At 55.0% G+C, this 12,066-nt stretch carries 7 protein-coding genes and 1 pseudogene; 6 read left to right on the top strand and 2 right to left on the bottom strand.

The genetic code is table 11. From position 1 onward, the window contains the following. Nucleotides 1-279: 279 nt before the first annotated feature. The 5 genes and pseudogenes from J8I87_RS46300 to J8I87_RS12085 form a co-directional block, all read left to right on the top strand. Nucleotides 280-456 (top strand): annotated as a pseudogene (locus tag J8I87_RS46300) (LysR family transcriptional regulator); the annotation flags it as partial. 30 nt (nt 457-486) lie between these two features. After that, nucleotides 487-1,236, top strand: coding sequence for a substrate binding domain-containing protein (locus tag J8I87_RS12100; protein WP_313064399.1), 750 nt, complete (start codon nt 487-489; stop codon nt 1,234-1,236). A 437-nt stretch (nt 1,237-1,673) separates the two neighbouring features. Continuing rightward, nucleotides 1,674-2,426 (top strand): ABC transporter ATP-binding protein, encoded by a 753-nt coding sequence (locus J8I87_RS12095; protein ID WP_209931689.1) that lies wholly within the window; start codon nt 1,674-1,676, stop codon nt 2,424-2,426. Next, a complete protein-coding gene (locus J8I87_RS12090) occupies nt 2,419-3,171 on the top strand; it encodes an ABC transporter ATP-binding protein (RefSeq protein ID WP_209931688.1) in 753 nt (250 codons plus the stop codon). Before J8I87_RS12095 ends, J8I87_RS12090 begins: the two co-directional genes overlap by 8 nt. A gap of 12 nt (nt 3,172-3,183) precedes the next feature. Next, nucleotides 3,184-5,145: an ABC transporter permease gene (locus J8I87_RS12085; protein WP_209931687.1), complete on the top strand. Its 1,962-nt coding sequence runs from the start codon at nt 3,184-3,186 to the stop codon at nt 5,143-5,145. Nucleotides 5,146-5,322: 177 nt separating this feature from the next. Here the strand turns inward: J8I87_RS12085 and J8I87_RS12080 are convergent, their stop codons facing one another. Further along, nucleotides 5,323-6,219 carry a LysR family transcriptional regulator gene (locus tag J8I87_RS12080; RefSeq protein ID WP_209931686.1) on the bottom strand — a complete coding sequence of 299 codons (897 nt, stop codon included), beginning with the start codon at nt 6,217-6,219 and terminating at the stop codon, nt 5,323-5,325. A gap of 618 nt (nt 6,220-6,837) precedes the next feature. Between J8I87_RS12080 and J8I87_RS12075 the strand changes: the two genes are divergently transcribed. Continuing rightward, complete coding sequence (locus tag J8I87_RS12075) at nt 6,838-7,503, top strand: glutathione S-transferase family protein (RefSeq protein WP_209931685.1); 666 nt, start codon at nt 6,838-6,840, stop codon at nt 7,501-7,503. 289 nt (nt 7,504-7,792) lie between these two features. On the opposite strand, the gene J8I87_RS12070 is transcribed toward J8I87_RS12075, so the two are convergent. Continuing rightward, the gene (locus tag J8I87_RS12070) at nt 7,793-11,623 is read right to left on the bottom strand and encodes a hypothetical protein (RefSeq protein WP_209931684.1); all 3,831 of its coding nucleotides are present in this window, start codon (nt 11,621-11,623) and stop codon (nt 7,793-7,795) included. Between the last annotated feature and the right edge of the window lie 443 nt (nt 11,624-12,066).

Raw genomic sequence — 12,066 nt, 5'->3', positions numbered from 1 at the left:
CGCCCCGTCCACCGGCGTGGGTGGCCGCACGCACATTCTGCGTTCTAAAGGGTGTGAGTGCACGTGCATCACGCCGCATGCGACCGTGCCATGAAGCGGTTGTCTCTGCTACGGCGGCCCCAAGAAGCGCGGTGCTGCTGTCAGAGAACGTGATGGGTTCAACGGCGATCATGCTTCGGACTCACTTGCGCAGGAGAAAACGACCACACCATTTAGCGCCGCATGTTAAACAGACTTTTCTCTGTGTCACTATGGCGGTGCAACTCGTTAAGGTAAGTTATGGACATGTTGCGAGCCATGAAGACGTTCGTGCATGTCGCACGATCCGGACACTTTGGCACGGCAGCGCGTCAGCTAAACTGCACGGCGTCACAGGTATCAAGGGCAATAGCAGACCTAGAGGCACACCTGGCGACGAGGCTTTTACACCGCACGACACGGAAAACTACACTTACAGCCGCAGGACATCGATATCTGGCGCGCTGTGTGCAAATTTTCGATGCGCTTGAGGAGGCGGAGGAAGAGGCGTCGGAAGCGTTGACCAACCCCCGTGGCACTCTGCGGGTACATGCCTTGCCGCATCTCGGCCAATATTACATTGTTGACCTCGCTACCGAGTATCAGCGGTTGCATCAGCACGTACAGGTCGATCTGACGTTTTCCTCCATCCAGCTTGATCCGGTCAGTAACGGTTACGACGTGTCGATCGTCGTCGCAGAACGGCTTCCGGACTCGACCCACATCGCCAAACGCCTGGGAACGAGTTTCAGCGTACTCTGTGCGTCCAAGGAATATGTGAAATCCTACGGGACGCCGTTGAACGTTGATGACCTGTCGTCGCACAGGATTGTCCAGCTCAACACATCGCTCTTCTTGCGCGGAAACTGGGTGCTGGATGGCCCGGATGGGCCGCAGGAGGTCGACATTTTTTCGACGCCAATATCCGTAAATATGGGCGAAGGTGTCAACGGTGCAGTACTCGCTGGGGCGGGTATTGGTTTGCTACCGATGGCGACCGCGATCCGCGGCCTTAAATCAGGACGTCTCGTACGCGTCATGCCCCAGTATGTGTCCTATCGAGCCGACGTGTTCGCACTGTATCCGTCGAGAAAGTATCTCGACGCGAAAACGGCGACCTGGATGAAGTTCGTCGAAACGGAACTCCCGCCGATACTTGCGTCCGAAGCTGACTATCTGAGATTTGACTATCACGAAGGGCTCGAGAGGTCTGCTTGACGCCGATGCAAAAAGACTTTTGGATCCTCCGACACCGACCGACTTAAGAAAAAACCGGCACTTTGCCAGATGGTGGTGCGCGCGGATAGTGGGCACCCATTGTTGCATTCTCCGGGCCATATCCAAGTCGTGCTATGCACCCTGATGTGGTGAGGCTCGTCTCCGGTCAGGATGACCATACTCGATTTTCCGTACCTTCGACAGGGGACTTACGCGGTCGCGCAACGCAGGCATAGTCCTCTCAGAAAACATATTCAGTGAAACGAGTGATGGTGCGGATCGCCAGCAGTCTTGGCTAGTTATCGCAGCGGCGCGGTCAGACATATGTCTGCAGTTGACGCGCCGAATCGATACTAGATGTGTCGGTCCGCTTAGCTTCGGCTCTGATTTAAAGCCCGAGCACCGTCCATACCCAATCACGCCACGGAGACAGCAACATGGCGGAATACGTAATCCAGACGATGGGACTTGGGAAGGAGTTCCGCGGATTCAAGGCAGTTTCCGATCTAGATCTGAAAGTACGAAAGGGGTCTATCCATGCTCTCATTGGGCCCAATGGAGCGGGAAAGAGCACGGTCTTCAACCTGATCACGAAATTTCTCCAACCGAGCAAGGGGCAGATTCTATATAAGGGCGAGGACATCACTCAAGCAAGGCCCGAGGAAGTTGCCTTGAAAGGGCTCGTGCGATCGTTTCAGATATCGGCTGTGTTCCCGCATTTGACGGTGCGTGACAACGTTTGCATTGCATTGCAACAGTCGATGCGAAATTGGTTTCATTTTTGGCGTTCTGAAAGAGTGCTTGATTCCCTGAATGAAAGAGCTATGGAACTCGTTCATGCAGTCGGTCTGGAAGAATACGAGGATATCCCTGCGGTGCAGTTACCGTACGGCCGAAAGAGAGCCCTTGAATTAGCGACAACGTTAGCTGTTGAACCGGAAGTTTTACTGCTCGACGAGCCGTTGGCCGGTATGGGACACGAGGACATCGACCGGACGGCCGAGCTTATCCGACGTGTCGCGAAGCATCGGACAATTTTGATGGTCGAGCATAACCTCTCTGTCGTAGCAAGTCTGTGCGACACCATTACTGTCTTGACGCGCGGGCGTACGCTCGCCGAGGGAACGTACTACGAAGTTTCGCGTAACCCCGAAGTACGAGCCGCCTACATGGGAACCGCAAATGAGTGACGCCGCTGTGCTAGATGGGTGGCAAGCGCCGCCAACTAACGACTCATGTCTACTTTGCATCGATGGGCTCAACGCATTTTACGGCGAGAGCCACGTGTTGCACGGCGTTTCGCTCGAAGTGCGTCGTGGTGAAGTCGTAACTCTCCTTGGACGCAATGGCGCAGGAAAGACCACGACGCTCCGTTCTATCATGGGACTTGTCAAGCGCCACGGATCCGTCCGGGTCGCAGGCGACGAAACCGTGCGGCTATCGCCGGAGAAGATTGCTCGGCTGGGGGTGGGCTATGTGCCAGAAGAGCGGGGCATCTTCTCAAGTCTGAACGTCGAGGAGAATCTGCTGCTTCCACCCGTCGTCAAGCCGGGTGGCATGTCCGTCGACGAAATCTATGCGTTGTTTCCAAACCTGTTCGAGCGGCGCGCCAGTCAGGGTACGAAGCTGTCTGGCGGCGAGCAGCAAATGCTCGCGATAGGCCGAATCTTGCGTACCGGTGCCGATTTGATCTTGCTTGATGAGCCGACTGAGGGCCTTGCGCCTGTAATCATCGAGCAGATCGGGAGGGCTTTGCACATCTTGAAGAAAAAGGGGCTCACGATCCTGCTGGTCGAGCAAAATTTCGCTTTTGCTCGCACTGTGGCAGATCGGTACTACATCTTTGAGGAAGGACATGTTGTCGATTCAATGACGAGAGACGAGCTGGATGATCCTTTCAACAAAGAGAAGCTTAACTCTCGCCTCGGCGTTTGATGGAGCACTGTTATGTTCGAACACTTCGGCGTATTACTGCAGGCTTTGTCTGGCCAAATTCTCGTTGGCATGATCAATGGCTCTTTCTATGCCATGTTGAGCCTGGGTTTGGCGATTATCTTCGGCCTCTTGAACATCGTGAACTTCGCCCACGGTGCGATGTACATGATGGGGTCATTTGTTGCATGGTATCTACTGAACGTTTTTGGCGTTGGCTACTGGTATGCACTCATTTTGGCGCCGATCACCGTCGGTGCAGTGGGTATCGTAATCGAGCGTCTGATGATTCGACGCGTGTATAGGTTGGATCATATTTATGGCTTGCTGTTGACGCTCGGGCTGTCCCTCATTATCGAAGGGCTGTTCCGGCAAGAATATGGCAATGCCGGACAACCTTACTCGATCCCTCCTGCGCTGCTTGGGGCAAAGAAGCTCGGATTCATGGTCCTACCGTACTATCGCGTCTGGGTCATTGTTGCATCACTTGCGCTATGTCTTTCGACCTGGTTCGTTATCGAAAAAACACGACTTGGTGCGTACTTGCGTGCGGCCACGGAGAACCCCATGCTGGTTCGCGCCTTTGGAATCAACGTACCGCGTCTGATCATGCTGACTTACGGGTTCGGCGTAGCGCTCGCCGCTCTCGGTGGGGTTATGGCCGCGCCGGTGTATCAAGTCAGCCCGCTAATGGGATCAAACATTGTTATCGTTGTTTTCGCAGTCGTCGTGATCGGCGGAATGGGGTCGATTATCGGAGCGGTCATTTCGGGTTTTTGCCTGGGAATCGTGGAAGGTCTCACAAAGTTTTTCTACCCGGAAGGCTCCACTGTCGTTATCTTCGTTGTTATGGCGATCGTTCTTTTGCTCAAACCGGCGGGACTTTTTGGCAAGACTGATCTTGCGCAAGTCATTCCCAGTGAAGCGAGCGCACTTGTGCTTCGGGCGAACAGCAGACTAGTGTCGAGGTGGCTGGGCCGGGGCCTGCTGATTCTGGCGATCGTTGCTCCATTCATCGGAATTTATCCCGGATTCGCGATGAAAGCGATGTGCTTCGCGTTGTTTGCCGCAGCATTCAACCTGCTGATTGGCTTTGCTGGATTAATGTCTTTCGGCCACGCCGCGTTCTTCGGCGTCGGCGCATACGCTTCCGGGATCGCACTTCGTGAATGGGGGGTTTCTCCTGAGATTGCGCTCGTCATAAGCGTTGCCGGCAGTGCGTTGATCGGGCTGATTTTTGGGTTGGTAGCGATACGTCGTCAGGGTATCTATTTCGCGATGGTCACGCTGGCGCTGTCGCAACTCATCTACTTTCTCTGCGTTCAAATGCCCTTCACGGGCGGCGAGGACGGCTTGCGCGACGTCCCTCGTGGCAAGCTGTTTGGACTGATTGACCTCACTCCAACGCTTCACGCCTACTACTTCGTTCTCTTCGTTTCGCTTGTTGGACTGTTCATCATCTATCGTTGCGTTCACTCGCCATTCGGTCGTGTCTTGAAAGCGATTGGCGAGAATGAGCCACGTGCTATATCTCTTGGATACAAAACCCGCCGCATAAAGTTGATTGCGTTCGTGCTCTCTGCCGCGCTAGCCGGGCTTGCAGGTGGCGCTAAAACGCTCGTGTTTCAGATCGCGGCACTGACGGACGTGCATTGGGCGATGTCCGGTGAGGTAGTCTTGATGACATTGATTGGTGGACTCGGTACTCTGCTCGGGCCAATGGTCGGGGCGATCGTCATGATTTCGATTGAAGGTTATCTGGCCAGTTTGGGCTCGTGGGTTACCGTCATACAGGGAATTATTTTTGTCGCATGCGTGTTGCTTTTTAGACAGGGTATGGTCGGTGGTTTGGAGGCGCTGGTCGCGCGCAGGGGACGACAAAGTCGTCGGGGGACCTCCGATGGAGGGCCGGAATGCGATGAGGCGCTTGCGTCGGAGGGCACGCGACCTATTGGGTCCAAGGCGCGTGTCGCGTAAGAATTCAAATGCGATATATGGACGTGATGGTATCGCCGGCAATACCGTCACGTTCCGATAAGATCACCGTCTTAATGCTCGCGCCTCGACCAGCCAGGTCAAGTCCCCAAAAAGGGGGCCCTCCGGTGGGATGAGATGAAGCATTCCTCCCACATCCGATACTGGTCGTTCAGCCGGTCACTCGTGATAGGTCCGTAGCGCGTCTATCACAATGCGAAGCACAGGACGGAGTTGTCTCCTGCTTGGGTAGTAGAGGTAACAGGCATCACGTGGCAGGGACCATGATGGCAACAGCTCAACAAGGTCTCCAGATGCTATAGCCATTTGGACCTGATCGTGAAGTGTATATAGCACACCGAGATTTCGGATAGCTGCGTCGATTAGCAATCCCATATCGTTACTGATAAAAGATGGGTCTACGATCGCATTCACCTTGCGACTATCCTTTCGAAATTCCCAGCGCAGCATCGCGCCTGAAGTGGGCGCACGCCATACCAGGCAACGGTGAGCGGCAAGGTCAGATGGTGCCGCGATTTTCGGTGTCGCCGCAAGGTACTGCGGGGATGCGACGACGACCGTGCGCGTCTTTTGACTAATACGTACCGCCGTCATGTCGCGAGCCACATGCTCTCCGTAGCGAATGCCGGCATCAAATCCGCCGGCGACGATATCGATATCGTTGTCGTTGCTTGTCAATTCAACTGTCAGACTAGGGTGCAGTTTTGCCAGTTCCTCGAGCTTGGGAAGTACGATCAAGGACGCGGCGCTGCGGTGCGTGTTAATGCGAACCAGTCCGGTCGCTCGCGCCGAGTCTTCCGCGAGTACGTCGATCGCGTCCTCGATTTCCGCAAGTGCAGGGTGGAGGCGTTCTAGTAGACGCTCGCCTGCGGGGGTGGCCGCAACACTTCTTGTTGTCCGATGTAAGAGCTTGACGTTCAAGCGCTCTTCCAGTAGCCGCATAGCATGGCTAAGAGCTGATCCCGATAACCCAAGCTTATGAGCGGCTCGCGTAAAGCTACGCTCGTCCGCTATGCGTGCGAAAGCAAGTAAATCGGACAGGTCTTCCCGTCTCATTGTTGAGCCTCACTCAGGACGTTATCCATTTTATCGGGGCTTATTGATCGAGGCACTTTTCCGTATTATTTCTGTGCCGAAGTAAGAAGGATTCCGTCACGATGCAGGGGTTGCGCGCGAGATAGGTGATCGTGTTCAGTGGTTCGACATCGAGACTCATCGATCTGCTGATTCGGTACTCATTGAACAAGCGGACCTGGCCTATCGCCATAGTCGGCGATTGGCTTTTCCGTCGAGGGGAAGGACGCTCAAGTCTCAAAGCACAGCGGGATCTATCCTCGATTTCTGGTGCGGCTGGGAGAAGGCAATCTCCCGCTTGGCTTGCAGGGATTCAAACGAATTCACGATGGAGAAACATAAATCGGCAAGATCTAGATATTCTGTCTGACTGCATCGCGCTGGGCAAGGTTGAAGGTAATTCGATGCCTGCAACGCGTGCGTTGCTAGCAAGGCAAGTCGCACCCAAGGCATAAGGGGCGGTCGTAGTGTGGACGCCAGCACTTCATCTCGAACAAGCTTGCTCTACGACGAAGCGGTCAGTGGTCTCCCGCGCAGTCACAGATCAGCGCGTCGCGCCGTACCGCCTCACTAATTTTTACGCTCTCGGGAAGAGTTGACATGATCCTATACGATGGCAATGCACCTGGTCCGAATCCTGTCAGCGTTCGACTGTTCATATTCGAACGTTGTGGCATCAAGCTCGACGTCGAATCCGTCGATTTGCGAAATCTTGCCAACCGTAGCAGACGCTACCGTACAACGGTGAACTCGCGTGGCGAAGTGCCGGCTCTTAAGCTGGACGACGGCCGCATCATTACCGAAATCACAGCCATCTGCGGCTATCTCGACGAAGTGGCCAAAGGTGGCAAGCGACTGTTTGGTGAAACACCCGAGGAGCGGGCGGAGATCGCGATGTGGGTCCGGCGAGTCGACCTTGAAGTCTGCCAGCCCTTTGTGACATGGTGGCGTGGCACGGACGCTGGGGAGAACCTCTATCGGGGTAACCGCGTTTTGTTTCCTGAGGCCAAGACCAACAACCGCCTGCTGGCCGAGAAGGGGCTCAACCAGCTTGACGACGACATGGAGAGACGCGCCTTTGTCGCTGGAGATCGCATCACCATGGCGGACATCCTTCTCTATGGCTTTATGGGGGCAATGAATCAGATGATTCCCTCGCTCAACCCGCCGGGGCGGACCAAGGTGGCAGCGTGGTTCCTCCGAATGGCCGGGCGTGAGGCGGCCAAAAAGATCATGACCGATTTACCATCCAAGATCGAAAACTAGGAGTGTCCTGAGGGATGTCCGGATGTCCGCGCAGGCAGAAATAGCGCTAGGCGACCTGACTGATCCGTCGTTTGACACCAACGGATCAGGATCTCGAGATCTGACGTTTGAGATGACGTCCGCGACTCGCGATGGCATCTCATCCCGTCAACAGAAGCTTTTGACGGGGGTGCCGACATGGATGCATGGACCATCTTCTGACGACTTCGACGGACTTCGCGAACGTTGCAGTCGAAGTCTGCATTCACAACAATGTGTCAATAGATGGCCCACCCGCCTCGTATGACTTTCAGGGACCGGGGCTCGGAGACACTGAAAAGCGAGGCATTCGCTCACTTAGCCATCCGTCCAACATATCGATCTGCAGGAACTCGGTGGGAACATCATACGGCGGATATCGCATCCACCAGTACAAATCTTTACCGACATAGAGTTCGATGATCTTAGGGGCTACTCGCTCGGATGGTTGCGGCCATGAAAGCAGGCTTCGAATCTGTTCGATGCGCGGGGTGAGGAAATTGCGCCGCCCCTCAATCTTTGCGAGTTGATGCTTTCCCGGCGGTAACTCAAAGATCCGCTCACGCAGCCGCCGCAGGTCCTTGATGCAGTACGCGGGTTGGTTGTATTTGCACTCGACGGTCACCCACGTATTGGTTTCAGGCCAATATGCCAATACATCAAAATCTCCTACGTCATCGAATCGTTCCTTCGAGAACGCTCTTCTAAAGTCAATTCCTTTTTTCACAAATCGTGCGGAACGTTCAAAAATTTCTGCCGCTTTTCGCTCCAGGCCTTTCTCGATCCCCTCCTTAATGGAGCGAACCGCTATCTTGACCGTCGACCACTCGAAGTCCGCGGGCAAGAAACCATTGCGGATACTTTGCATCCAAACTTGGCTGGTGCGTTCCGCGAGCGACGCACCCCAGCATAGATTTCCGTCGGAGAGCTTAATCAAGGGGCGAATGTTCAATCGTGCGCCCCGTTTGTTGTGCTCCCAAACCGGCACGTCGGACTCGGGAGCGTCACGGCCAATGAGGCGACGTACCTGTTCGCGCTCTAACGTAAGAAATGAAATGATCTTCTTCGCGGATTCGGCCGAAAAGTTGTCGATGCTAGGTATCAGGATGTCGACAAGTTGATCGGGCGATGCTTTATAGCCAAACCTAAAATCTTTCGATCCACCAAGCGAAACCCACCTGGTCAGCACATAAAGAACCTGCGTCAATTGACTGAACGTGAATCCCACATCCTTATCAAAAGCTGCATCGATCTTTGTCAGCCAATCTGGAACAACGTCGTCGGCTTGGACTTCGTCCACAGAGGACACGTTATGTCCGAGTTGAATGCTTGCACGCTCGCGGGCAAACGTCTCCTTTCGTCTCGCCCCGTCATCGGAATAGAAGACGTCGGGAACGAAGTCATCAGTAATCTCGATCCCTCCGACCTCCACTTCGTTGTAAAGCACGTCACTCGCCTCGTAAAGCACCAGAAGCCAGTCGATCTCGGCGAGCAAGCTGCCTGTGCTGTCAGTCTGTGCAGTCCGAGCGCCGGGCGCGTCAGCGCTGAGGCAGGCTTCAATGAGGTATCGATAATTGCGCGCCGTCCTGAGAAACTCCTCCGATGCCTCGGAGAGCGACCCTTCCCTGTCATAGTCAACCTCGTGGGACAAACTCTGATGGTGTCGCGCAACCTCGTTGCGATGGAGCGTAGTCAGCTCATCATATCGACTGATAGCGAACTCGAGCAGCGAATCTGAATTGAACTCAGCGATGCGTGCGTGGACAAGCGAGCGATATTCATCGCGTGCCGAGCTGACAATGCGCTGCCCGGCGGCAAGCTCATAACGACCAGGCTTCACACCGACTCTCAGGATGAGCTTGGCAAGCTCTCGTCTTGCCAGCTTGTACTGTTCGGACGTCGGACGAAGCGCAAAGCCGGTCTCCGGAACGTCAACTTCCCGCGCCACCGTAGTGAGTCTAAAGCGGATTCCATGGGACGCTGTCCCATCCAGACCCTCTTGCGTCTCATGGCGGACAGATAGACCGAGCAGCGGCGAAACACCGCCTATCCACTCTCGCACACACTCGACTTCAAAACGAGCGTCAATTGGACTATCCAATTCGCTTTGAACCCGAGCGAGGTTTACGCGTGCCTGTATTGCAACCGAACCCTTCTCGTCGATGGTCGTTAGCGCCCATTCTGACATGAGTGGGTGCGATGCCGCGTCCTCCGATGCGCCGCTACCAGATCCTAGCGTCTGGGGATCCGGTAGTAGTCGGATCGTTATCCGTGGACGCTGGAATAGGGCTTCTGTTTCAAGGACGTCTTTGCGTTGGGCGGTTGCGTCTGCCGCACAGTGCGCAAGCATCAACAGCAACTTTCGGTTGAGGACGTCCGAGTCGGCAAGAGAATCCTCACAAACAAAATACACCATGCAATGCCCCACGGCAGCGCCCTTGGTATGGACCCTGCGGATGCGCGATCTCAGCGTATAGATTTCGCCAGCAGGAGGGCCAAATTCCCATGATGCGCAGCAATCATCCGGAAACGCCGGCGGAGCATTATTCCAGTATTCCAAAAGCTGGGAATGCCTCCAGTTTGATGCCCAGTGAGGGTCAAGTATCATCAGCGTCGGCGTGAGCGCACCTTCAACAAGAACGCCATCCGTGTCGCGAAAGGACGCGTAGAGATCAGGTATAGATCTGGACATCGGGCCAATCATTTCTTCATTGGCGTCAACGTACGCCCAGAACGCATTCAACTCTTCAGGATCGCGCAGCGAATCGAATAAGGTCACGAAATCGGGAAGCCAAACAAGGCGGGCCCCTGTAGAGGGACGCGTTACGCTCGACAGAGCCGTCGAATAGCCGTCGATAACAACGGTAATCCGAACGTCGCCGACGCCTGGCGACGACGCGTTCCGCTTGGGGATGCCTACGATTGACCCATTGCGCCGTGCCATTCCCCATTCGGTGCCTTCACGGAAAGTCTGCAAGATGAATTGCTCAACTTCTTCGATATCTGCGACGTTCTCTGGACGCAATACGAGAATGAAGTCGAGCACACTATCGACCAGCATGACCGCAGCGAAATCTTGGCCCAACCGGCTAGACGGCGTCGTGAATTTCGCTGGGCCAGGCAGGAGCGTTCTCTCGGGCATGCGCTCCGCGAGGAATTTGCTGACCGCTTCAGTGACCGCGCCTGTGCCTGGCGTCTGGGTGAGGCGTCTTGCGCTCCAGTACTCAAGGATTGTCGACGGTGCGTCGCGCAAACAGACGGGAAACATCGTTCCATCGATGTCAAGCAGAATGTATGGAGTCGCCTCGCCGGACATGACTGCGTTTCCGAACTCATCTTGGGTGTCGGGACGCTGTGCCGAGCCGAGCTTGACAATAAGCTCATGGCTCAGTGAATCGGCAGCGCGAGTTGTCTGGGCTGCCGACCGGATAGCTGGACCACATACTTCCCAGAAGCTTTGCGACGGAACTTCGACGTGTCCGGACGATATCTCGTTCGCGTCCCGTACGAGGCTTTTATCGATCTGCGATATCACATGGTCTTGCAGGCGCAAGACCGTGTCCATGTCAGACAGGGCGGCCGGAATATCCGACGTCCCTAGTCTGAAAGCCTCAATAAAGTCAGGGATCCGCTCTACACACGCTCCATAGAATATCCGGCGAGCGACACCAGCTGACATCAAACGAATATCACCCCAGTCGGGCTCCGGCACATAATCTTCGAGCATGGGGAATGAAGGAAACGCCTGATAAAGCGCGCTGCAAAAATCCGCGAATGCACCGAAGGAAGTTAGTTCATTTTCACCGCTGAATCGCTCAGGCGGCATCGAAGCGAGTACCGACCACGCGAGACTGTGCTTGACCTGAGAGGAGATGTTAGGCAACCAGAGCTGAGATACGGCGATCGCGAGGCACACGTCATCGGCGCGGTATTTGCTGAAGATCAGCTCCAGCGGATCTGACAGCTGCGAAAACGGAACCTGCTCCCGCGGTGCGTTTCGTCTGTTTTGCAACGATCTGAGTAACGCACTCAACTCAGGTTTTTCTCGACGTGCCCGCTTAAGTCTTGACTTTTTCCCCATTTTTCTCTCGGTTTTTTTCATTTGTCCATTGCTGCAGCTCGCACCTTGGCAGGCGGCGTTCTGGCAGTCTCGTGCCGACCACACAGCAGAATTATGAACGCGTCGCCCCGTTCCAGATTGCAGAAACGCAGAAGCATCAGCGTCAATCTGGACACTGTGAAAACTAGTTGCTATCGCTCGGAAAATGTGCCGGTTGAAGATGGCTCGTCGGCGAAATCAACCCATTCTGTCACTGCCGGTGGCGTCGTCTGACTCCGACACATCAGTTCCATCGCTAGCCGAAGCAGGTCCAAACGTTGTCCGTCGTCAAATTCAGCAGCATTTCGTCCCTGTGGGAGATTGCTGCTCATAGAGCTTGTATTCAATCCTCAAGCCTTGCCGACGTTTTTTGCCCGGGCATATGCGATGGACCGATGATTTTACTGCCTCGCCGGCCAGTATGTGTCGAATGACGTCACGGGTCT

This window comes from Paraburkholderia sp. LEh10 (assembly GCF_017814945.1).
GTDB lineage: Bacteria > Pseudomonadota > Gammaproteobacteria > Burkholderiales > Burkholderiaceae > Paraburkholderia.
This window is presented reverse-complemented; position numbering and strand designations above follow the sequence as displayed.